Raw genomic sequence first — 23,103 nt, 5'->3', positions numbered from 1 at the left:
CCGCTCCGCTTGGGTGAGTTCTCACACAGCCTCCACCCCTAAATCGCCACCAAACATCACTGGCAAATGCGGCGGAGGAGAATCCAGGGCCCCTACCCCTTCCCTTCCGCCGACTCTTCCGCTAAACCGCCCGCTTAACCACCATGTTCGGTCTTTTCCCCTGCGCTGCCGTGCTCAACGGCCACGCGGGTTTCGCGCGGACGGGTGTGTCCGGGCGATTCTCCCCCCTCGCCCGTCTCCGGAGCGTTGCCGAAAAAGTGGCTCCCACTTTTTCGGTTCGGCGCGACCACTATAGTAAGAACGAGCAGAGCGAGCCCCGAATGCCGAAGCGTACCGACATCAAATCGATCCTCATCATCGGCGCGGGCCCCATCATCATCGGGCAGGCTTGCGAATTCGACTATTCGGGCACCCAGGCCTGCAAGGCGCTCAAGGAAGAGGGCTACCGGATCATCCTGGTGAACTCCAATCCGGCGACGATCATGACCGATCCGGACCTGGCCGACGCCACCTATATGGAGCCCATCACCCCCGAAGTGGTGGCGAAAATCATCGAGAAGGAGCGCCCCGACGCGCTGCTCCCCACCATGGGCGGCCAGACCGCGCTCAATTGCGCCCTGTCGCTGCGCAAGATGGGCGTGCTCGAAAAGTTCGGTGTCGAGATGATCGGCGCCACCGCCGAGGCCATCGACAAGGCCGAGGATCGCGAGCTGTTCCGCGATGCCATGAAGAAGATCGGGCTCGAAACCCCGCGCTCCATGCTCGCGCACAACACTATCGAAGCCCTGCAGGCGCTCGAAGTCATCGGCCTGCCCGCCATCATCCGCCCCAGCTTCACCCTGGGCGGCACCGGCGGCGGCATCGCCTATAACCGCGAGGAATATCTCGCCATCTGCGAGAGCGGCATCGACGCCTCGCCCACCAATGAAGTGCTGGTGGAAGAAAGCGTGCTCGGCTGGAAAGAGTACGAAATGGAGGTTGTCCGCGATAAGAAGGACAACTGCATCATCATCTGTTCCATCGAGAACATCGACCCGATGGGCGTCCATACCGGCGATTCCATCACCGTCGCTCCGGCCCTGACGCTGACGGATAAGGAATACCAGATCATGCGCGACGCCTCGCTGGCGGTCTTGCGCGAGATCGGGGTGGAAACCGGCGGCTCCAACGTCCAGTTCGGCATCAATCCCAAGGACGGCCGCATGGTCGTCATCGAGATGAACCCGCGCGTGTCGCGTTCCTCGGCCCTGGCGTCCAAGGCCACCGGCTTCCCCATCGCCAAGGTCGCGGCGCGCCTCGCCGTCGGCTATACGCTCGATGAGCTGGAAAACGACATTACCGGCGGCGCCACCCCGGCCAGCTTCGAGCCGACCATCGATTATGTCGTCACCAAGATTCCCCGCTTCGCCTTCGAGAAATTCCCCGGCTCGGACAATCGCCTGACCACCTCGATGAAGTCGGTCGGCGAGGCCATGGCCATCGGCCGCACCTTCCAGGAAAGCCTGCAAAAGGCCCTGCGCTCGCTCGAAACCGGCCTGACCGGCCTCAACGAGGTCGGCATTCCGGGCCTGGGCGAAGGCGAGGACAAGAACGCCATCAAGGCCGCTCTCGGCACCCCCACCCCGCAGCGCCTGCTGCACGTGGCCGAGGCCATGCGCCTGGGCGTGTCCAACGAGGACATTTTCGAAGCCTGCAAGATCGACCCCTGGTTCCTCGAGCAGATGCGCGGCATTGTCGACATGGAAGCCAAGGTGAGGGAATTCGGCCTGCCCCAGGACGCCGCCACCCTGCGCATGCTGAAGAGCATGGGCTTCTCCGATGCCCGCCTGGCCCAGCTCGCCGGCCTCAAGCCCGCCGATGTGCGCAAGCTGCGCCACAGCCTCGAAGTGCGCCCCGCCTATAAGCGCATCGACACTTCGGCCGCCGAATTCGCTTCGCCCACCGCCTATATGTATTCGACCTATGAAGCGCCCTTCGCCGACAAGGTCGACGACGAGGCCCGCCCATCCGACCGCAAGAAGGTCGTCATTCTCGGCGGCGGCCCCAACCGCATCGGCCAGGGCATCGAATTCGACTATTGCTGCTGCCATGCCGCCTTCGCGCTGGCCGATGCCGGCTACGAGACCATCATGGTCAATTGCAATCCCGAAACCGTCTCGACCGATTACGACACCTCCGACCGTCTCTATTTCGAGCCGCTGACCGAGGAAGACGTCATCGAAATCCTGCTGACGGAAAAGCAGAACGGCACGCTCCACGGCGTCATCGTGCAGTTCGGCGGCCAGACCCCGCTCAACCTGGCCGAGGCCGTGCAGAAGGCCGGCGTACCGATCCTGGGCACCCAGCCGGACGCCATCGACCTGGCCGAGGATCGCGACCTCTTCATGAAGCTCCTCAACAAGCTGGAGCTGACGCAACCCAAGAACGGCATCGCCTATTCCCTTGAACAGGCTCGCCTTGTGGCCGAGCGCCTGGGCTATCCGCTGGTCATCCGCCCGTCCTACGTGCTGGGCGGCCGCGCCATGGCCATCGTCCACTCGGCCAGCGAGTTCGAGCGCTATGTGCAGGATACCCTTACCGGCCTCGTTCCGCCCGATATTCTCCAGCGCTATCCCAACGACAAGACCGGGCAGATCAATTCGGTCCTCTCCGACAATCCGCTGCTCTTCGACGCCTATCTCTCCGGCGCCACCGAAATCGACGTCGATTGCCTCTGCGATGGCAAGGATGTCTTCGTCGCCGGCATCATGGAGCATATCGAGGAAGCCGGTATCCATTCCGGCGACAGCGCCTGTTCCTTGCCCCCCCGCAGCCTCCCGCCCGCCGTCATCGAAGAGCTCAAACGCCAGACCCGCGAACTCGCCTTCGCGCTCAAGGTCGGTGGGCTGATGAACGTGCAGTTCGCTTACAAGGACGACACGATCTATCTCATCGAGGTCAATCCGCGCGCCTCGCGCACCGTGCCCTTCGTCGCCAAGGTCATCGGCGAGCCGATCGCCAAGATCGCCAGCCGCGTCATGGCCGGCGAAAGCCTTGCGAGCTTCAACCTGGCTGAGAAGAAACTCGAGCATATCGCCGTCAAGGAAGCCGTTTTCCCCTTCAACCGCTTCCCCGGCGTCGATACGGTGCTTGGCCCGGAAATGAAATCGACCGGCGAGGTCATCGGCCTCGACACCGATTTCGCCATGGCCTTCGCCAAGTCGCAGATGGGCGCCGGCCAGAAGGTCCCGACTTCGGGCAAGGCCTTCATTTCGGTGCGCGATGCCGACAAGGAATATATCGTCGACATGGCGCGCCATCTCGTCGAGGCCGGCTTCGAAATCCTGGCCACCGGCGGCACCCAGCGCTATTTGAGCGACAACAATGTGCCGGCGACCAAGATCAACAAGGTCCTCGAAGGCCGCCCGCATATCGTCGATTCCATGAAGAATGGCGGCGTGCAATTGGTCATCAACACCACGGACGGTCTGAAGTCGATCAGCGATAGCCGCGACATCCGCCGCACCGCCCTGCTGGCAAAGATCCCTTACTACACCACGATCGACGGCGCCCTCGCCGCCGTGGAAGGCATCGTCGCCCTCCGCAACGGCTCGCTCCAGGTCCGCGCCCTGCAGGACTATTTCGCCGCCTGATGCACAAACCCGGACCGCCTTCTCCCCGCGAGGGAGAAGGCGCCCGAAGGGCGGATGAGGGGGCTTTCCCAATTGTCCGCCTGACCCTAGATTATCCCCATGAAATCCGCAGACCGAACCACCGACATCGCGTTTCCCCGCGCCTGACACGCGCAAGGAAACGCTCCTAACCGGTTACAGCGCCGGCGCTTTCGCACGCGCGCTTGTTCAGTTCGATCTTCATGGATTCATCATGTCCAATTATTTCGAGAGCCCCTTCCTGGGCATCCCGCTCGACCGCCAGGTCACCAATCCCAATATCCTGGTCGGCCGTTATTCCTATTATTCCGGCTATTATCACGGCCATTCCTTCGACGATTGCGCCCGCTATCTGATGCGCGATCCGGGCGTCGACCGGCTCATCGTGGGCAGTTTCTGCTCCATCGGTTCCGGCGCCGCCTTCATCATGGCCGGCAATCAGGGCCATAGAAACGATTGGGTCAGCACCTTCCCCTTCGCCTTCTATCCCGACGCGCCGGAATTCGCCGCCGCCAACAACGCCTTCCAGCCCGCCGGCGACACAATCATCGGCAACGATGTCTGGATCGGCTCGGAGGCGATCATCATGCCCGGCATCGCGATCGGCCACGGCGCCGTCATCGGCACGCGCGCTCTCGTCACCAGGGATGTCGAGCCCTACACGATCGTCGGCGGCAATCCCGCCAAGCCGATCCGCAAGCGTTTTGGCGACGAGGAAATCGCCATGCTGCTGGACATGCAATGGTGGGACTGGCCCGTAGAGCGCCTGTCGGAAGCCATGCCGCTCCTGACCTCCGCCGACATAGCGGGCCTCTACGCCTTCTGGCGCCGGGGCTGAATCTCCAGGGAGACGGGCAACCGTCTCCCTCCTCTGCAGCTGCATTTCGTATCGATATAATTTTGGTCGTCATTGCCGGGCTTGTCCCGGCAATCCATCTCGCGGCGGCATGGACCACCGGGACAAGCCCGGTGGTGACGACGGCGAGGGATCGGCGCATCAAGTAAGATTGAAACGCTTAAACGGCCGCCATCCGCCCGATGCGCGGAAAGCCCAGGGCCAGCACGCGCAGGCCCGCGCTGTGGCGCAGCACCAGCACCAGAGCCAGGGTCCGGCAGGCCATGGCTGCCGCGCTGGCCCAGGCCGCACCGATAATCCCCAGCACTGGCACGAGCGCGAAGCCGAGCACCGCCGTCACCGCCAGCACGGCGAGCGCCACCAATATGCCTTCCCGCTGCCGTCCCAGGACGATCAGCGCTTCCCCCGCCTGCCCGGCCATGGCGCGCACCACCATGCCGCCGCCCAGCACGAGCATGACGCCATAGCCCGCCAGGAACGCTTCCCCGAAGATTCCGAGCAGGAACGGCCCGGCCAGCAGGGCCAGCGCCACCGCCCCCAGCGTCGCCCAGAAGGTCAGGCGCGTATTGTCGAGAATGCTGTTCTGCAATTCGGCGCGGCTCTTGCCCGCCAGGTCCAGCGCGAAACGCCGCCCCGCCACCAGCGTCATGGCATAGGCGACGAACCCTGCCAGCGCCAGGCTGCGCGCCGCGGCGAAATAGATGCCCACCTGCTCCGGCGCCGCCAACAGGCTCAGCACCAGCACGTCGCCATAGCCGGTCAGATCCTCCAGCCCCGACAAGAGCAGCAGCGGCAGGGACGCCATCAGCCAGAGCCTCCTCTGTCCGCGCCGCGGCATGGCGCGCTCCGGCGCGATCAGCGCGAGGCGTCGCCGCAGCACCAGCGCCAGGCCCGCCGTGACCAGCGCCATCGAACCGATCAGCACCGCGCCGACAAGCGGCAGCGTCAGTTCCAGACCGGCGGCGCTGAGGCTCATGCAGGCCAGCCCGATCAGGATCGGACGCAGGATATAGACCGGCACCGCCGCCAGCCGGAACCAGCCGAAGCTGCGCGCCACCCCTTCCAGATAATATTCCATGGCCAGGAACGGCAGGCCGAGCGCCACCAGCAGCACCATCAGCCCAGCCCCGTCAGCGGCGCCGAGGCCCAATGCCAGGCCGATGGCAAGCAGAGCCAGCATCAGGCTGGCGCCGAGCACGAAGGCCAGCCCGAACCGCCAGTAATTGCGCAAGGCCGCCAGCCGCCCCCGCAGGTGATAGCGCGGCAGGAAGCGGATGCTGGATTCGGCAAAGCCGAGCGCGGCAAAGCTCCCGAGCGCCAGCATCCAGGTCCAGAGAGTGACGAAGCCGCCATAGAAGTCCTGCGGCATCAGCCGCGCCAGCAGGACCTGCAAGCCGAAGACCAGCCCGGCACCGAGCACCCGGATCGCCAGGGCGATAGCGGCGTCCAGCGCCCCCCTTGTCGATCAGCCAGTTCACCGTCAGGTCCATCTGCACCTTGCCCGGCGACAGCTCGCGCAGATCCCAGTCGAAGCCGCCGATATAGGCGTAATAATGCCGTTGCCGGATAAAGCCCAGCTCCAGCGCCACCACGCGCTCGCCGGCCCGCAGCACCGACAGGCACGCCCCGCTCAGCCGGGCGGCATTGCCCCCCAGCGATGCCAGGAAATCCTCATAGCCGGCCATCGAAAACCCGCTGCTGAAGCGGCCGGTTTCGGCCAGCCAGCGCCGCTTCATCTCGGTGCATTGGCGCACCAGGGCGCCGAATTCGGCATGGTCGGGCCAGATGACCTCGAAATGCAGTTCTCCCAGGCGGGCCAGATGGTTGCGCCGCCGGTTGCGATTGCGCTTCTGCAGCTTGCCCAATTGGGCGGTATAGGCTTCCGAGGACGGAAAGAGCGACAGGTCCAGCATGGAGGCGATATTGTCCGAGCCCCGCACGACCGGCTTGTCGGCCAGCAGCTTGGCCAATGCCGACCCTTCCGGCACGGCCCGGGAGATCGTCACGTCGCAACGAGAGGCGCGCACCGCGGCCAGCAGCGCCTTGGCAATGCCCGGCCAGGCCGTTCCGTCCCGCCTGACGAGCACGCCGCAATATTGGCTGTGCGGCGCGCCCAACGTTTCCAGCCGCCTGATGCCGGCCATGTCCACGATCATGCGCGGCCAGAGCGCGATCAGCCGCTCGCCCCGCCAGATGGTCACAATATAGGGCCTGTGATTGCCGTCCGCGCTGAACTGCGCCACCCAATTGCGGCACCAATCGAAGCTCTGGAAATAGCTGAGCGGATCGGCGCAACGCGCCTCGAGCTCGCGCCATGCCGGGGCAATGGCGTCGATCTCGTCCAGCGTGCCCAGAACCTTCGTCTCTATCGTTACCATGCTGCCCATTGGCCGCGCCCGCGCAAATCCCCCCGACATTGCGCAAACCTAGCCCGCATGGCTGAACATCACGTTGCCCCGACCGGTAAACAAAGCCTTTCCCGCCCAGGGATAAAGGTTTGCTATCGCTCGGAGAAAAACCGGTCGACCAGCGCCAGTGCGGCGTCCACCGCGTCGTCCCCGATATCGAGATGGGTGACCCAGCGCTGCTGCCCATAGCGCCCGGCCAGAACGCCGATGCCCTCTGTGGACAATTCGGCATTCAGCCTCTCGCCCAGCGCCCCGTCCATTTCCACCCAGACGATATTGGTTTCCGGCATGATGACGCGCAGCGCCGCATGCCGGGCCAGCCCCTCCGCCAGCCGCAGCGCGCGGCGGTGATCCTCGGCCAGCCGCGCCACATTGTGCTCCAGCGCGTAAAGCCCCGCCGCGGCGAGAATGCCCGCCTGCCGCATGCCGCCGCCCAGCATCTTGCGATGGCGCCGCGCGGTAGCGATCAAATCGGCCCGCCCCACCAGCATCGATCCCACCGGCGCGCCCAGGCCCTTGGAAAGGCAGATCGATACCGTGTCGAAGGTCGCCGCGAAATCGCGGATATCCAGCCCCAGCTTCACGCAGGCATTGAAGGCCCGTGCCCCGTCCAGATGCAGCCCCAGCCCATGCCGGCGCGCAATCTCGGCCACCGCATCCATATAGGCCGTCGGCAGGACCTTGCCGCCAAAGGTGTTTTCCAGCGCGATCACGCGGGTGCGGGCAAAATGGCTGTCATCGGGCTTGATGGCCGCCTCGATTGCCGCCAGGTCCATCGTGCCGTCGGGCTCATGCGCGATCGGCTGCGGCTGGATCGATCCCAGCACCGCCGCACCGCCCGCCTCGTTGAGGTAGAGATGCGCCTTCTGCCCGGCGATGAATTCGTCGCCGCGCCCGCAATGGCTCATCAGGGCCAGAAGGTTCGATTGCGTGCCCGACGGTACGAACAGCGCCGCATCCTTGCCCACCAATCCGGCCATGCGCTGTTCGAGCAGATTGACGCTGGGATCGTCGCCGAACACGTCGTCGCCCACCTCGGCATCGGCCATGGCGGCCCGCATGCCGGCGCTGGGCCGTGTCACCGTGTCGGACCGGAAATCGTGGCGGATGATGTTCATGTGGCGCTCCCAGGAAGACGCCCCCTTGTGCCAAGCCGCAGCGCTTTTGGCTAGGCCGCCACGTCGCCGCCCGCCTCGGCATCGTTCGCCGCCGTCAGTTCCAGAGCCGGCTTGCGCGCCACCACCAGGATGCCGGTGACCGGGGCGCCGCGATCGAAGCGCAGGATGGCGGTCTCGAACCGCAGGATGTCCAGCCCCGCCACCACCAGCGCGTCGCGCGTGGCATCCACCCCATGGGCGTAGCGCAGGCTGGGCCGGAGAAAGACCGCCTCGTCCCCGTCATGCGCTTCCAGCGAGAAGGCCACCAGGCCTCCCGCCTTGAGCGCCGGCACCAGCGCCGCCAGCACCGGCGGCAGGGCGCCGCAATAGATCAGCACGTCGGCGGCCGTCATCAGGTCGGCATCGGCGCGCCTGGCATTGAGCGCGGCCACCAGCTCCGCCTTTTGCAGGCTGTCATAGATGCCCTTGCGCGCGGTTTCCGCGATCATCGCCGCCGAAATGTCGATACCTTCGAGAAAGCCGACCTTGGCTCGCAGCTTCTCGCCCATGAGCCCGGTGCCGCAGCCCAGATCCAGCGCCTTGTCGAACAGCGCCACGCCCAGTCGCGCCATTTCCTCCTCCACCATGCGGTCGAGGATTTCCGGCACGCGATAGCCCAGCTTTCCCAGCAGCGATTGCTCGAATTGCGGCGCATATTGATCGAACAAAGCCTCGACATAGCTCACTGCCGTGCCGTCGCCGGCCGGGCCGGCATCGTGGGCGGCCAGCTTCAATTGCGCACCGAAAACGCCCTCGTCGTCCAGGGCCTCGAGCCGGCGCCAGGCCGAAATCGCCGCGGCCACCTGGCCGGCCCGCTCATGATAGGTGCCGAGCAGATCCCAGCCGGCCGCCCAATCGGGCGCCATGTCCAGGGCCTGAGCCATCAATTCGGCCGCTGCCGCATAGTCACCGCCATCGGCCAGCATGCGGGCATAATCCGCGCGCCGGTCGGCGATGATATCACCGGAGGAAAAATACGCCTTGTCCAAGACGATTTGCTTTCGAGATGAAACCGGCCTCGCTGGGCGCGGCGCGCGGGATTTGCCGGAAGCTGGGGAAAAACGCAAGCGAAATGCGGAGCGCTCCGATCCCGGGCGCCTTCACCCTTGGCAAACCGCCTGGCTCCTCTAAGATAGCGGCATCCCGGCCCGCGTCTTGCCCGCCCGGACCATGCCGCCTTGCAGCGGCAGACATTCCTGTTCCCTCCGGACGGGAATTTTTTGGACCAACCCCCTATGCGCTCGGCAGAACTTCGGTTCTGCGGGGTTTTTGGTCGTGGCTACACGACATATTGATGCACCGGAATTTTCGAGGTACGCTCACCGGATCGAATATTGCGGCCGACTGATCTGAAGGCGCGAATGCCATTCGCCATTGCTGACGTCATCTTCCGATATTTCGATATCAACTAGGGTCCGGCCGGGTGCACGGCCGGAACCGCAACCAGCAGCGACTGCACGAGGGAACGCGCATTATGGCAACGGGCACCGTTAAGTGGTTCAACGGCCAAAAGGGCTATGGCTTCATTCAGCCGGACGAAGGTGGGGCGGACGTTTTCGTCCACATCTCCGCCGTCCAGCGCTCCGGCCTCAATGGCCTGGATGAAGGCCAGAAGGTCACCTACGAGATCGTCAAGGACAAGCGGACCGGCAAGTCCGCCGCCGACAATCTGACCGCCGGCTGAAACACGACGACTGAAACGAGAAAGGGCGCGCTCCCCGGGAGCGCGTCCTTTTTATTTGCTCTATTCGCCCTCGGGCGCCACGCGCAGCAACCGCCCGTCCGGCGCGTCGGTCAACAGGTAGATCGCTCCGTCCGCGCCCACCCGCACATCGCGGATGCGGCCCAATTGCCCCTGGAACAGCCTCTCCTCGCCCGCCACCGCGTCGCCGTCCATGTCCAGCCGCACCAGCACATTGCCGCTCAGCCCGCCCAGCAGCAGGTCGCCCTCCCATTCCGGGATCAGCGCGCCCTGGTAGAAATCGAGGCCCGAGGGAGAAATGGAGGGGTCCCAGTAATGCAGCGGCTGCTCCAGCCCCTCCTGCTCCTGCCCCACGCCGATCGGCAGGCCCGAATAATCGCGGCCATAGCTGATCACCGGCCAGCCGTAATTCCGGCCGCCGGTCACCAGGTTGAGCTCGTCGCCACCCCGGGCGCCGTGTTCCACCGCGAACAGCACCCCATCGTCCCGCAGGGTGGCGCCCTGCGGATTGCGATGACCGATGCTCCAGAATTCGGCCGCCCAGCCCTCGATCCTCGGATTGTCGGCAGGAATCGAGCCGTCGGGGGCGATGCGGACCACCCCGCCCGCCAGGTCCTCGCCGTCCTGCGCCCGGTCCATCGTGCCGCGATCGCCCAGCGTCACGAACAGATTGCCATCCGCGCCCACCACGATCCGCGAGCCGAAATGGCGGTTGGAATTGTCGAAGCGGTTCATGCGGAAAATCACATCCTGCGCCTCCAGCCGCCCGCCATCGCCGTCCAGCACCAGCCGCGCCGCCATCACCGCCGTGCCCGTGCCCCGCTGCAATCCGGCCGCGGAAGCCGGTGCCGCATAGCTGAGATAAAGCCTGCCGCTCTCGGCGAAATCGGGGGCCAGGGCCACGTCGAGCAGCCCGCCCTGCCCTCGCGCCACCACTTCCGGCACGCCATCGACCGGCGTCCGCGCCCCATCGGCGGCGACAATGAGCAGCCGGCCGGCCCGCTCCGTCACCAGAAACCGCCCATCCGGCAGAAAGGCGAGCGCCCAGGGATGCTCCAGCCCCTCGGCCAGCACGCTGGCGCCGAGCCGCCCGGCACTCGATTCGATAGTCTGCGCCTGGCCCGGCGCCGCGACCAGCAGCGGTGCAGTGACCAAGGTGAGAAGCGCGAAAAATCGGGTCTTCATGCTGTGCCTTTCTTTTGGCGATGACGGGTGCCATTGCATTGCCATGTGGAGTGCCTATCTCAACCGGGCACACCCGCTTGACCGCAACGTGGCAGCCGGGCAAGCTGGCCCTATCTCCCTGAAAACTTGTCGTGAAGCATATGCCGAACGAAGCTTGGCAGGGAGAAGCCATGTCGGGCGGCAGTGCGCGCCGCGACAGACCACAGTTTCGTTTCGTGCCGCGGCCTGGGAGGACCTGGCCGCGCACGGATTTTATTTTTGCCGAGCCGATTGGAGGCAGGACAATTATGGACAAGATCCCGATGACGGTTCAGGGGCACAAGACCCTCACCGCCGAATACGAGCACCGCACCCAAAGCGAGCGCCGCCGGATCATCGATGCCATCTCCGAAGCCCGCGCCCATGGCGATCTGTCGGAAAATGCCGAATATTCCGCCGCCAAGGAGCAGCAGAGCCTCAACGAGGGCCGTATCCAGGAGCTGGAGGCCATCCTGGCCCTGGCCGACATCATCGATGTCACCAAGCTCGGCGGCGACAAGGTCAAGTTCGGCGCCACCGTCACCTTCCTCGATGAGGATACCGAGGAAGAAAAGACCTATCAGGTCGTCGGCGATCCGGAGGCCGATGCCTCGGCCGGCCGCATCTCCATCTCGTCGCCCATTGCCCGCGCCATGATCGGCAAGGAAGAGGGCGATTCCTTCGAAGTCGCGGCCCCCGGCGGCTCCCGCAGCTACGAGATCGTCAAGATCAAGTTCATCTAGAGCGTTTCCGTGCGATGGCTGAAACGCCCATGCGATGTAATTTCGCCGTCATTGCCGGGCTTGTCCCGGCAATCCATCTGGCGGAGGCATGGACCACCGGGACAGGCCCGGTGGTGACGATTCTTAGGGGCCGGCTATCCGGGCCGCGAGCGATTCGCTCCGTCCCCCGCGTTCCGCGCCCCACAGACCCAAGATGCGGTATATCCAACGCCTAAATTTTTAGCGTTACCGCAATATCCTGTGTCTTTCCGGTGCAGTCGGGTAGGCATCTGCTCCATGCGCGTGACTTTGCCTTGAAACTCACCCACTTCGCCTCTTAACTAGAGGCAAGGGTTTATTCCTGTCTTTTGGAGAAGCGTCGCGATGCACGCGAAAGTCATCATCATCGGTTCCGGCCCTGCCGGCTACACCGCCGCCATCTATGCAGCGCGCGCCATGCTCGAACCGGTGATGATTCAGGGCCTCCAGCCGGGCGGCCAGCTCACCATCACCACCGATGTCGAAAACTATCCCGGTTTCGCCGATGTCATCCAGGGCCCCTGGCTCATGGACCAGATGAAGGCTCAGGCCGAGCATGTCGGCACGCGCATCGTCAACGACATCATCACCTCCGTCGACCTCGACCGCCGCCCCTTCGTGCTGCATGGCGACAGCGGCGACACCTATACCGCCGATAGCCTGATCATCGCCACCGGCGCCCAGGCCAAGTGGCTGGGCCTGCCCTCCGAGCAGAAATTCCAGGGCTTCGGCGTTTCGGCCTGCGCCACCTGCGATGGCTTCTTCTATCGCGGCAAGCAGGTTCTGGTGGTCGGCGGCGGCAATACGGCGGTGGAGGAAGCGCTCTTTCTCACCAATTTCGCCGAGAAGGTCATCGTCGTGCATCGCCGCGACGAATTCCGCGCCGAACGCATCCTGCAGGATCGCCTGTTCAAGCATCCCAAGATCGAGGTGCGCTGGAACACCGAGGTGGTCGAAGTGGGCGGCGCGCCCATGCCCCCTTCGGTCAACACGGTCACCCTGCGCAATCGCGCCACCGGCGAGACCTACGAGCAGCCCATCGACGGCGTCTTCGTCGCCATCGGCCATGCGCCGGCAACCTCGATCTTCTCGGGCAAGCTCGACATGAAGCCGGGCGGCTACCTGCAGGTGAAGCCGGGCACCACCGAAACCAACATTCCCGGCGTCTTCGCCGCCGGCGATGTCACCGACGACATCTATCGCCAGGCCGTCACGGCCGCGGGCATGGGCTGCATGGCCGCGCTCGACGCCGAGCGCTTCCTGGCCGCGCACGAACTGGCCGAGGCGGCGGAATAGGCTGCGACAGCATGACCAAGGAAAAACGCCGCCTCGTCACAATTCCTGCGTCCCCTTCGCTTAAGGCGGCGGGCACGGTCCGACCTGGCTGAACGGTAACGAAGAAAGCGTCATGAAAATGCTCGACTGGGACAAGCTCCGGATTTTCCACACCGCCGCCGAGTCGGGCTCTTTCACCCACGCCGCCGAAAAACTGGGCATGAGCCAGTCGGCCGTATCCCGCCAGATTTCCGCTCTCGAAGACGACCTGGGCCTCAAGCTCTTCATTCGCCATGCCCGCGGCCTGGTGCTGACCGAAGTGGGCGAACAGCTCTTCCGCACCGCCCACCGCATGCATTGGGAGCTGCAGCAGGTCGAGACCCAGATGTCGGAGAGCCAGGATGAGCCCACCGGCCCCCTGATCGTCACCACCACGGTCGGCATCGGCTCCACCTGGCTCAGCTCGCGGCTCGATGAATTCTTGAAACTCTATCCCCTGATCCAGCTCGAAATCCGCCTCAACGATGCCGAGCTCGACCTGGCCATGCGCGAGGCCGACGTGGCCATCCGCCTGCATCGCCCCAACCAGTCGGAGATGATCCAGCGCAAGCTGTTCACCGTCCACAACCACTTCTACGCCAGCAATTCCTATATCGACGAGCACGGCATGCCCGGCTCGCCCGAGGATCTGGACGAACACCGCATCATCAGCTTCGGCGAACCGGTGCCGTCCTATCTGGGCGACATCAACTATCTCGAGCGCATGGGCCGCTCCGATTCCAGCCCCCGCCGCGCCGCCCTGCGGGTCAATGCCATTTACGGCATGATGCAGGCCTGCCGCGCCGGCATCGGCATCGCCATGCTGCCCGCCTATGTGACGGAAAAGGAAGACGGCCTGGTCCAGGTCCTGCCCGAGATCGAGCTGCCTGCCTACGAGGCCTATTTCGTCTATCCCCCCGCCCTCAAGAATTCCAAGCGCGTCGGCGTCTTCCGCGACTTCCTCGTCTCCAAGGCGCGGGAATGGTCCTTCTGACCGGCAGGAACATCAGCCGGGGCGAAAGGTGTTTCTTTCGCCGAATTCTCCCGCGTCGCCCTCGCCCCGCTTGCCCGGGTGATCCATTCGGAGGCATGAAAAGATCGATTGCCCGGACGAGCCGGACAATGACGGCTCCTCAGGCTACAGACATCCCATGCCCCGCATCACCACCATCGCCCTCGATGCCGACGACACGCTCTGGCAGAACGAGCAATTCTTCCGCCTCACCGAGCAGCGCTTCACCGATCTGCTGCGCGACTATACCGACGCGCCGGACCTCACCGAGCGCCTGATCGCCGCCACCACGCGCAACCTTGCCTTCTACGGCTTCGGCGCCAAGGGCTTCGCCCTGTCCATGGTCGAAACCGCGCTCGACGTGACCGACCATCGCGTGCCCGGCACGGTCATCGCCGAGATCATGGCCGCCGGCCGCGAATTGCTGAACTTTCCGATCGAAACCCTGCCCTATGTCGATCAGGCGCTCGGCCAATTGCAGGACCGCTACCGGCTGATCCTCGTCACCAAGGGCGATATCTTCGATCAGGAACGCAAGCTCGCCGCATCGGGCCTCGCCGAATATTTCGCCGCCGTGGAAGTGGTTGCCGACAAGAACGAGGCCACCTATCGCCGGATTTTCGCACGCCATACGGAAGGGCCCGACCATACCCTCATGGCCGGCAACTCCCTCAGGTCCGATATCCTGCCACCCCTGGCCGTCGGCGCCTTCGCCGTCTATGTGCCCCATGACCTCACCTGGTCCTATGAGCATGCCGAGGAGCCGCAGGACGAGCCGCGCTATGCGCGCATCGACCATCTCGGGCAATTGCCTGAGGCGCTGGCGCGCTTCGAAGCCTTGCCCTGAACGCACCTACCAGTGCAGTCCACATTCAGCTGGAATCACGGCACTTTTGCTTTGCTCCCCCTTAAGAGGAGAGCTTGAGGGAGGGATGCATCCTCGACCCGAGGGCGTTTGCCATACACCCAAGAACGAAGAACCCTTGGGTCAAGCCCGAGGGTGACGATCAGCGATAGAAAAATGTGTCCGTTTAAACGTGAAACGATCTAGGTGCGGCAGCCGGTCACAGCCCCGCCCCTCACCATTGAAATCATTGCGGAATTCATTTCCACATGCATGAAACGCATGGCTGGCATGACCCTCCCCGGGTTGGCGAAGCAGGCCGACCGGCATAAATGAACCCTCATCACAGCGGATGTTTCTCCTCCCTCCCTTGCTCCGCTGCGTTCCCTCCTGACGGGCCTCTGGCCTGTCCCCCTTGGGCTCCGCTCTCCCCTCGAGCGGAGCCTTTCTTTTTGCCCTGTTGCCGAGCCCTGCAAAAACGCATGGCTGACATGTCAGTTTCGGGATTGTCTATCGGACCGGTAGAGTTCATATATGTCCTCGTTGCTGAGGCGCGCTCCGATCTCCTCCTCCCTTCGGACCCCGTATCGCAACACCGAGCTGCGGATCATCTCCTCCTCCCTTGATCCAAAGCTCATGGCAGAGCGCATCTCCTCCTCCCTTGCTCTCTGCCCCACTTTCGATTTGGCTTCGGCCCAGTCATCAGGCCCTATCTTCGGATAGGGCCTCTTTTTTTGCCCCTCACATCCCGTCCTGTCGTCAGCCTGCGGACCTGCCTAGAAAATGGACACATTGTCGCTGTGCCTAATGCATAGCTGGCATGACCACACATGCATTGCTGACCAAACGGTCAAAACCTATATTGGCTTTGTCGCTGCGACGCCGCTCCGTATCCTCCTCCCACGGACCCGCGTTGCCGACAATCGAGTTGAAACCGAATCCTCCTCCCTCGGTTTTGGCTCACCGGTCGGGCGCTAATCCTCCTCCCTAGCGCAAGGCCATTACTTGCGATTTGGCTTCGGCCCTATCAAAGGCTCCAACTTCGGTTGGAGCCTCTTTTTTTGCCCGCATTGCTGCGAATCTGCATGGCAGCCTTTCCCGTTGCGCGTTTGTGATCGCCCGCTCCCGGCGGGATAATGCACATATCGGCGGCGTTCGTGGTGATGCCGTCCCTCCAAGGTCAGCGGCCCCGGCCAACGACCTCCGGCCCCGCCCATCCCCTCGGGCGGGGCTTTTTCATGCGCGCATGGCGCCTAGACCTCCGGCAGGTCGCGCAGCGGCGTATCGTCGTGCAGGGGCACGGTCTGCCGCTCGATCATCCTGTGCACCTGCGGCGGTCCCTCGCCCTGGTGCAGCCGGCGCAGCGCGTCGGTATTTTCGGAATCGGCCTTGGTGCGCCGCAGGTTGTGCCGCAGGTAATCCTCCCAGGTGGGCACGTGATAGCTCTCCACCCAGAGATCGGGCTGGTGCAGGTCGCGCAATACCGCCCATTGCCGGGCGCCGTCGCGAATGCGGATGCGCCGGCGCGCAGCCATGAGTTCGAGAAAGGCATCGATGTCTTCCTGCCGGATCCGGTAATCCACCATCACCAGGATGGGGCCGCTCCGCGGCAGCAGGTCCAGCTTCAGCACCGGTTCGTTGAACGTGCCGATCGGGGTCAGGTCGCGCGAGCTGAATTCGGGCAGCGGCATGCGCAAACCCACTGCGGCGCACAGCACCAGCACCGCGCTCGCCCCGTAAAGCGCCCAGTCCGGCCCCGCAATATCGGCGCCGACACCCCAGACCCAGCTTCCCAGCGCCATGCCGCCGAACGTCGCCGTCTGGTAAAGCGACAATGCGCGCCCCACCACCCAGCGCGGCGTCGACAACTGGATCGAGACATTGAACAGCGATAGCGCCAGCACCCAGCTCGCGCCGGCGGGGATGAGCACGAAATGGCTGAGCAGAGGATCGCGGCTGAAGCCCAGCCCGACACAGCTCAGCGCGAAGCCCAGGCACGCCACCCGGACGATCACTTCATTGCTGAAGCGCTCGCGCACCCGGCCGTTGAGAAAGGCGCCGCCAATGGCCCCCAGGCCGAAGCAACCCAGCAACGTGCCATAGATCAGCGCCCCGCCACCCACATATTCATTGGCCACCGATGGCAGCAGCGCCAGGATGGACACGGCGGCCGACCCGAACAGGAATCCCCGGAACAACACCGTGGTCAGGTTGGGCGACAGGGACACGTAGCGAATGCCGGCCCACATCGCGCTGCCGAATTTTTCCCGCGGCAATCCGCTCGGCACCCGCTCCGGCTTCCAGCGCCACAGCGTCACGATCAGCGGCACATAGGACAAGGCGTTCACCGCGAAGGCGGCAGCCGCGCCCGCCAGCGCCACGATCAGGCCGCCCACGGCCGGGCCGACGCTGCGCATCATGTTGAAGCTCATCGAATTGAGCGTCACCGCGCCCGGCAGGTCGGCCCGCGGCACGATATCGCCCACCGATGCCTGCCAGGACGGATTGAACAACGCCGTGCCGCAGCCGATCATGAAGGTGAAGGTCAGCAGCAGCCAGGGCGTCAACAGGCCCAACATGGTCAGCACCGCGAGAATGACTGATACCGCCATCAAGCCGCATTGGGCGATCAGCATCACGATCCGGCGGTCGAAATTGTCCGCCAGCGCGCCCGCCGCCAGCGAAAACAGCATGATCGGCAGCGTCGTCGACGCCTGAACCAGCGCGATCATGTTGTGCGAGGTGGTGAGCGTGGTCATCATCCACCCCGCCCCCACCGATTGCACCAGTCCACCCAGATTGGACACCAGCGTCGCCAGCCACAGCATGCGGAAAGTGTCATGCCGGAAGGGGGCCAGCATGGAGGGGCGCTCAGACATGGTCAGACCTAACGGAAATACCGACAAGGGAACTACGTCCCCACTCTACCCCAACAATTCCGGCAGCCAAGCGGCCAACGCCGTGGCCCACACCTTCCGGCGCGAAATCAGGCTGGAAAGCACTTTCTGCCCGGCACAAATTGCCCGCGCCAGCCATCCCGCCCCGCAGCCGACTGAATCCCCTCGCCTTTTTGCGGCACGATGCTTGCATCCATTTCTTCCGACACCTCGGGAGAAGCTGACATGGTCGCCGTCACATCCACCGCGCCCTATTCGCCCTATCAAGGCTATGCCAGTGCCTATGCCGGCACGGCCAAGTCGACAGCCTCCAGCCAGCCGGCACAGACCAATGCCGAAAGCGCTGCCACGGCGGTAACGCTGTCCGACGCCGCCCGCGCCGCGCTGGCCGAGCGCGACTTCGCCGCCGTTCTCGCCGATGCCCGCGCCAAGCTCACCGCTCTTCTGGAAGAAGCCGACCGCACCTCGCCTCTCAAGGACGGCAAGCTGGCGCTCGATCTTTCCGGTCTCGACCAGCGCGAACTCTATGCCATGTCGAGCGATGACAGCTTCTCGCCCGACGAACGCGAGGCCGCCGGCCTCGAAATGCAGCGCCGTTTCGAGGCGGCCCTGGCCGGACCGGCGGCGATCGCTCGTGTCACCGGCAATTATACCGGCCTCTACAAGGCCGCCGCCGCCTATCTCGATGGCCTGGGCGCCGAGGAACGCGCCACCGCCGAATGGCAGGCGGGCCGCGACGCGATCACCGAGGGCCTCAAGCAATTGCAGACCGCGCCGGGCACCCGGCCCGATCTCGGCCCCAACGACCCCGTCGCGCTCTACCTGGCGCTGTCCGAGGCGGGAGAAAGCCCCGACAGCTCCATGCCGGACCTTGCCGCCAATGCCCGCACCACGCTGGATCGCCTCTATGCCGAGGCCAAGGCCAATGGCAAGGCGCCCACCTTCAACGGCAATACGAGTCTGGGCCAATATATCGACATGTCCGGCTTCTCCAGCCGCGCCCTCTCCGCCATGGTGCTCGACAAGGACGGCCAGTTCACCGCCGAAGAAACCCGCGCCGCCCGCTCGGTGCTCCAGGCCCGCAGCGGCGCCACCCTGCTGGCCGGCTTCCAGAGCGCCAGCAAATCCGGCGATCCCACCGCTTTCAGCCAGAACGTCATCTCCGCCTTTTCCTCCCTATCGGCCGAGGAGCGCCAGGCCATCGGCTGGTCCGACCAGCTCTACCAGGCCGCCATGCAGAGCTATGTCACTACCGCCAAGCTGATGGACATGTTCGGCGAGGCCATGGGCGGCGGCAATGCCAGCCTGGCCCAGCTCCTGGGTCGCTGATCCGCTAAGCGGCCCGGGTCGCGAGCCTCCGCCGCAGGAAGGCCTCGGCAGGCCCTTGTCGACCCCGCCGCCCCAGCATGTCGGCCCAGATCACCGTGCCCAGCCACACCAGTGCGCCCACCAGAACCGCCTCGAAATAGCTCAGGCGCGCCGCTAGATTGAGGGTGAAGGGCATGAACAGGCCGAACCAGGCGACCGATTGCCAGAGATAGCAGCTCAGCGAGCGCTGTCCGGTCGCCACCAGGGCCCGCACCACTATGCCGCGCCCTTCCCCCACCCGCACCACCAGCAGGCCGATCAGGGCCGCATAGCCCAGCCCGCCCGCATAGCCGGTCACCAGGTGCAACCAGAGGCTGGCGCTCTCGCCCATCATGCCCGGCACCCAGAAGCCGGTGGCGATGGGGGCCTGCGGCACGCCGCCCAGCACGGCCAGGCAAATGCCCCAGCCGGCCAGGGCCCGCAGCAATGGCAGATGCGCCTGCGGTCGATCCAGAATGCCGCGACGGGCCGCCAGCATGCCGATGCTGAAGGGAAAGACGGAAATCAGCACGAACAGCATCGTGGAAAACGGCCAGGCCGCCAGCCGCAGCCCCATCGCCGCCCAGAACCCCGCATCGGCGTCGGCACCATCCGCGCCATGCAGCAAGGCCGTCATGCCCAGCGCATAGATCGGCACCGCCACGACGAAGAAAATCAGCCCCAGCCGCAGCACCCGTCGCCCGCTCCATTGCGACATCGCCGCCAGGGCCAGCGCGATCACCCCATAGACCGAAAGAATATCGCCATAGGAGAGCAATAGCGTGTGGAGGAAGCCGATGATCAGCAGCCAGAAACCGCGCCGCCGCAGCTTTCCCACCGCGTTGCCTCCCGGCGCCGCCTCCCCATGCCGCATGGCGATCCGCATCAATCCATAGCCGAACAGCGCCGCGAACATGGGGTAGCCCCGGTTCTCCGCCAGAAGGGTCACCAGAATTGTGGTCGCCACATCCACCCATCCCGCGGCATCGGGCGCCCCCATGCCGCCGGCCAATTGCCGGAACATATGCGCGTGGACCACGGCGATGATCAGCAGCATCGCGCCTCTGGCCAGATCCGGCGCCAGCGCACGCTCCCCCCTCTCATGGTGTCCGGAAAAAGCCGTCGCGACCTGCTGCGCCATGGTGGAACTCCTGCTATCCTGATCCACATTAGAAACCATAACGTATCTTATCTTGGATAAGATACGCAACCGTTCTTTATGTGGTCATGACGATTTCGAAGCCCGACCAGGCCGAAGCTGCGCCCCGCCCCACCCGGCGGCGTGGCGAAGCCTTGCTGCACGCCATCTACGAGGCGTCGATCCTGGAAACGGCGGCACTGGGCCTCAGCGGCCTCACCATGGAGGGCATTGCCCGGCGCGCCGGCACCGCCAAGACCTCGCTTTACCGGCGCTGGTCCACGCCCGAGGACATCCTCATCGAGGCCATGCACCGCAATTTCCCGCAGGAGGAACCCAGCCCGGCAGCGACGGATTTACGCAGCGATCTCATCGCCGCGCTCATGCTGCTGCGCGAAACCTCGGCGTCGCCCATGGGCCAGGCTCTCTTCGCCGTCGTGGCGGAAGCCGGCCGCTATCCGCACCTGCACAAGCGCATCTGGCGTGACGTCTTCGACGCCCGCGGCGGCCGTTTCACCAAAACGGTGCTACACCATTACGCCCGCGCCGGCCGGCTCGATCCGGCCCGCATCACCCCCGTCGTCGAGGATATCGGGGAGGCGCTGTTCATAAAATTCGTCGTCGACAACGGCCTGCCGCCCGACCGCGCCCACATCGAAGCCATCGTCGAGCAGGCCATCCTCCCGGCCCTGGGCCAGGGCTAGGACAGTGCGATTCCGGCTAATGGCACCACCGGCATGAACCGGGCAAGCTCCAATCGCACGGCCCGCCCCCGGCGCGGGAGTGACCATGCCGAAGACGCTAGCGCTTCGCCGCGCACCCGGTCGCCGGTCATCTGCAGGGTGACATGCGGTGTCCACTGGCCTGGCTGATAATGTGGGCGGATGGCTCCTGCTGGCGCTCTATCCGCCAGGTGCCGGTGCAGGTCCATGAGCGCCGCGCCGCCATCGCAATTCAGCCAGACGATCGAAGTATCGGGGAAATGACGGACTGGACCCAGCATGAGATCCATCGCCCTGATCTGCGAGAGGGCAGCCATCATGCTCCGCAGATCGGCCTCTATCGCGTCATCGTCGGAAACCAGTAGCGAGACATGCGGTGGATAGCCAAGGCCCTGCATAACATCGCATACACCTTCCGCCGCCAGCATTTGCCAGATTTGCCTTACGGCCTTGTCTATATCGTCGTCAAAGATCAACGATACAGCCAGTGCCATCAGCTGATCCCCGCGCAGAATCCCTGGATGCGCCGCACCGCCTCTTCCAGCTCGGCATTGCTCGCCGCATAGCTGAGGCGGAAATGGCCCGGCAGGCCGAAGGCCGTGCCATGCACCAGCGCCACGCCGGTTTCTTCCAGCAGCGCCATCACGAAATCCTCGTCCGTCGTCAGCACCGTGCCGCCGGCGCTGGTCTTGCCCAGAAGCCGCTGGCAGGAGGGGAAGACATAGAACGCGCCCTCGGGCGTCAGGCAATCGAGCCCGGTATTGGCGTTGAGCCCGGCCACCACCAGGTCGCGCCGTTGCTGGAACACCTCGCGCCAGTCCTTGAGGAAATCCTGCGGCCCGTTCAGCGCCTCCACCGCCGCCCATTGCGAGATGGACGAGGCATTGGTGGTCGATTGCCCCTGCAGCTTGGTCATCGCCGCCAGCAGCGGCCGAGGCCCGGTGCAATAGCCGATGCGCCAGCCGGTCATGGCATGCGACTTCGAAACCCCGTTCATCGTCAGGGTCCTGGCCTGCAAGGCCGGCTCCACCTGCGCGATGGTGGCGAAGCTCTTGCCGTCATAGACCAGCACTTCATAGATATCGTCGGTCAGGATATGCACATGCGGATGCCGCATCAGCACCTCCGCCAAGCCCTTCAATTCACTGGCCGAATAGGCGGCGCCCGTCGGGTTTGACGGGGTATTGAGAATGAGCCACTTGGTCCTGGGCGTGATCGCCGCTTCCAGCACCTCCGGCTTGAGCTTGAAGCCGGTCGAGGCATCGGCCACCGCAAAGACCGGCTCGGCCCCGCAGAGCCGCACGATTTCCGGATAGCTCACCCAATAGGGCACCGGCACCACCACCTCGTCGCCCGGATTGAGCGTCGCCAGCAGCGCATTGAAGATGATCTGCTTGCCGCCCGAGCCGACGAAGCAATCCGCCGCCGTCACATCGAGGCCGTTATCACGGCGGAACTTGGCCGCCACCGCTTCCTTGAGTTCGGCGATGCCATCGACATTGGTATAGCGCGTCTTGCCCTCATCCATGGCCCGCTTGGCCGCATCGCGCACATGTTCGGGCGTATTGAAATCCGGTTCGCCGGCAGACAGAGCGATGATGTCCTTGCCCTCCTGAGCCATCACCCGCGCCTTCTGGCTGATCGCCACGGTCGCCGAAGGCGCCACCCGCCCCAATGCATCAGACAAGAACGCCATTCGATCTCTCCCCGGAAATGCCGGGCAAACTGATATTGCCTCAGGCCGACCGGGGCAACTGGCCAGATGTCTTATTTCGCGCGTGGCGGCGCCGTCGATTCCCGCACCACCAATTGCGTCGGCAGGACCCGGCGCCCTTCGACCTGGCTTTCGCCCAAGGCGGCATCCACTGCCAGTCGCGCGATCTCGTGCATGGGCTGAACCATCGTGGTCAGCTTGGGCGTGGCGACCGCGGCCTCGGGCACGCCGTCGAAGCCGATCACCGACACATCGCCGGGAACATCCCGGCCCGAGCGGAACAGCCAGTCGACGGCATACATGGCGATCTTGTCCGACATGGCGAGAATGGCGGTGGGGGGCTCACCCGCCGCAAAGATTTGCGCCATGGCCGCATGG

The 23,103-nt window shown here is 64.8% G+C and carries 18 protein-coding genes and 1 pseudogene; 9 read left to right on the top strand and 10 right to left on the bottom strand.

Going from position 1 to position 23,103, the window contains the following annotated elements:
- Nucleotides 1–320 precede the first annotated feature (320 nt).
- Together carB and catB are read left to right on the top strand one after the other, a co-directional pair.
- Entirely contained in the window at nt 321–3,632 is a 3,312-nt protein-coding gene (gene carB, locus A3840_RS17945) for a carbamoyl-phosphate synthase large subunit (RefSeq protein ID WP_067460269.1), read from the top strand.
- A gap of 232 nt (nt 3,633–3,864) precedes the next feature.
- Nucleotides 3,865–4,488 carry a type B chloramphenicol O-acetyltransferase gene (gene catB, locus A3840_RS17940; protein WP_067460266.1) on the top strand — a complete coding sequence of 208 codons (624 nt, stop codon included), beginning with the start codon at nt 3,865–3,867 and terminating at the stop codon, nt 4,486–4,488.
- A gap of 178 nt (nt 4,489–4,666) precedes the next feature.
- Here catB and A3840_RS17935 read toward each other — a convergent pair whose 3' ends face one another.
- The 4 genes and pseudogenes from A3840_RS17935 to A3840_RS17920 form a co-directional block, all read right to left on the bottom strand.
- The gene (locus A3840_RS17935; RefSeq protein ID WP_082904015.1) at nt 4,667–5,926 is read right to left on the bottom strand and encodes a lipopolysaccharide biosynthesis protein; all 1,260 of its coding nucleotides are present in this window, start codon (nt 5,924–5,926) and stop codon (nt 4,667–4,669) included.
- 46 nt (nt 5,927–5,972) lie between these two features.
- Nucleotides 5,973–6,419 (bottom strand): annotated as a pseudogene (locus A3840_RS20070) (GNAT family N-acetyltransferase); the annotation flags it as partial.
- A 587-nt stretch (nt 6,420–7,006) separates the two neighbouring features.
- Entirely contained in the window at nt 7,007–8,032 is a 1,026-nt protein-coding gene (ltaE, locus tag A3840_RS17925; protein WP_067460257.1) for a low-specificity L-threonine aldolase, read from the bottom strand.
- A gap of 50 nt (nt 8,033–8,082) precedes the next feature.
- Entirely contained in the window at nt 8,083–9,060 is a 978-nt protein-coding gene (locus A3840_RS17920) for a class I SAM-dependent DNA methyltransferase (protein ID WP_067460254.1), read from the bottom strand.
- A 485-nt stretch (nt 9,061–9,545) separates the two neighbouring features.
- Here A3840_RS17920 and A3840_RS17915 point away from each other — a divergent pair, with 485 nt between their 5' ends.
- Complete coding sequence (locus A3840_RS17915) at nt 9,546–9,755, top strand: cold-shock protein (protein ID WP_067460251.1); 210 nt, start codon at nt 9,546–9,548, stop codon at nt 9,753–9,755.
- 60 nt (nt 9,756–9,815) lie between these two features.
- Here the strand turns inward: A3840_RS17915 and A3840_RS17910 are convergent, their stop codons facing one another.
- The gene (locus A3840_RS17910) at nt 9,816–10,958 is read right to left on the bottom strand and encodes a PQQ-dependent sugar dehydrogenase (RefSeq protein WP_067460248.1); all 1,143 of its coding nucleotides are present in this window, start codon (nt 10,956–10,958) and stop codon (nt 9,816–9,818) included.
- A 287-nt stretch (nt 10,959–11,245) separates the two neighbouring features.
- Here A3840_RS17910 and greA point away from each other — a divergent pair, with 287 nt between their 5' ends.
- From greA to A3840_RS17890, 4 genes are all read left to right on the top strand, one after another.
- Nucleotides 11,246–11,719 carry a transcription elongation factor GreA gene (gene greA / locus A3840_RS17905; RefSeq protein ID WP_067460245.1) on the top strand — a complete coding sequence of 158 codons (474 nt, stop codon included), beginning with the start codon at nt 11,246–11,248 and terminating at the stop codon, nt 11,717–11,719.
- Nucleotides 11,720–12,082: 363 nt separating this feature from the next.
- Nucleotides 12,083–13,033 (top strand): thioredoxin-disulfide reductase, encoded by a 951-nt coding sequence (trxB, locus tag A3840_RS17900; protein WP_067460242.1) that lies wholly within the window; start codon nt 12,083–12,085, stop codon nt 13,031–13,033.
- 112 nt (nt 13,034–13,145) lie between these two features.
- Nucleotides 13,146–14,045, top strand: a complete 900-nt coding sequence (locus tag A3840_RS17895; protein WP_067460239.1) for a LysR family transcriptional regulator — start codon at nt 13,146–13,148, stop codon at nt 14,043–14,045.
- Nucleotides 14,046–14,202: 157 nt separating this feature from the next.
- On the top strand, nt 14,203–14,910 hold the full coding sequence (locus tag A3840_RS17890; RefSeq protein ID WP_067460236.1) for an HAD family hydrolase: 708 nt from the start codon (nt 14,203–14,205) through the stop codon (nt 14,908–14,910).
- A 1,250-nt stretch (nt 14,911–16,160) separates the two neighbouring features.
- Here A3840_RS17890 and A3840_RS17885 read toward each other — a convergent pair.
- Nucleotides 16,161–17,786: an MFS transporter gene (locus A3840_RS17885; RefSeq protein WP_067460233.1), complete on the bottom strand. Its 1,626-nt coding sequence runs from the start codon at nt 17,784–17,786 to the stop codon at nt 16,161–16,163.
- Between the two features lie 243 nt (nt 17,787–18,029).
- Here A3840_RS17885 and A3840_RS17880 point away from each other — a divergent pair, with 243 nt between their 5' ends.
- Nucleotides 18,030–19,133: a hypothetical protein gene (locus A3840_RS17880; RefSeq protein ID WP_067460229.1), complete on the top strand. Its 1,104-nt coding sequence runs from the start codon at nt 18,030–18,032 to the stop codon at nt 19,131–19,133.
- 4 nt (nt 19,134–19,137) lie between these two features.
- On the opposite strand, the gene A3840_RS17875 is transcribed toward A3840_RS17880, so the two are convergent.
- Nucleotides 19,138–20,292 carry a DUF418 domain-containing protein gene (locus A3840_RS17875; RefSeq protein WP_067460226.1) on the bottom strand — a complete coding sequence of 385 codons (1,155 nt, stop codon included), beginning with the start codon at nt 20,290–20,292 and terminating at the stop codon, nt 19,138–19,140.
- Between the two features lie 86 nt (nt 20,293–20,378).
- Between A3840_RS17875 and A3840_RS17870 the strand changes: the two genes are divergently transcribed.
- Nucleotides 20,379–20,993, top strand: coding sequence for a TetR/AcrR family transcriptional regulator (locus A3840_RS17870; protein ID WP_067460223.1), 615 nt, complete (start codon nt 20,379–20,381; stop codon nt 20,991–20,993).
- Here the strand turns inward: A3840_RS17870 and A3840_RS17865 are convergent.
- The 3 genes from A3840_RS17865 to A3840_RS17855 all read right to left on the bottom strand — a co-directional run.
- Nucleotides 20,990–21,505 carry a 2'-5' RNA ligase family protein gene (locus tag A3840_RS17865; RefSeq protein WP_067460220.1) on the bottom strand — a complete coding sequence of 172 codons (516 nt, stop codon included), beginning with the start codon at nt 21,503–21,505 and terminating at the stop codon, nt 20,990–20,992. The genes A3840_RS17870 and A3840_RS17865 overlap by 4 nt on opposite strands.
- Complete coding sequence (locus tag A3840_RS17860) at nt 21,505–22,707, bottom strand: pyridoxal phosphate-dependent aminotransferase (RefSeq protein ID WP_067460217.1); 1,203 nt, start codon at nt 22,705–22,707, stop codon at nt 21,505–21,507. Before A3840_RS17860 ends, A3840_RS17865 begins: the two co-directional genes overlap by 1 nt.
- Before the next feature lie 71 nt (nt 22,708–22,778).
- Nucleotides 22,779–23,103: substrate-binding domain-containing protein (locus A3840_RS17855; protein ID WP_165603222.1), on the bottom strand; the 325-nt coding region annotated here is incomplete at its 5' end.

The organism is Devosia elaeis (assembly GCF_001650025.1).
In the GTDB taxonomy this organism is placed as follows: Bacteria; Pseudomonadota; Alphaproteobacteria; order Rhizobiales; family Devosiaceae; genus Devosia; species Devosia elaeis.
This window is presented reverse-complemented; position numbering and strand designations above follow the sequence as displayed.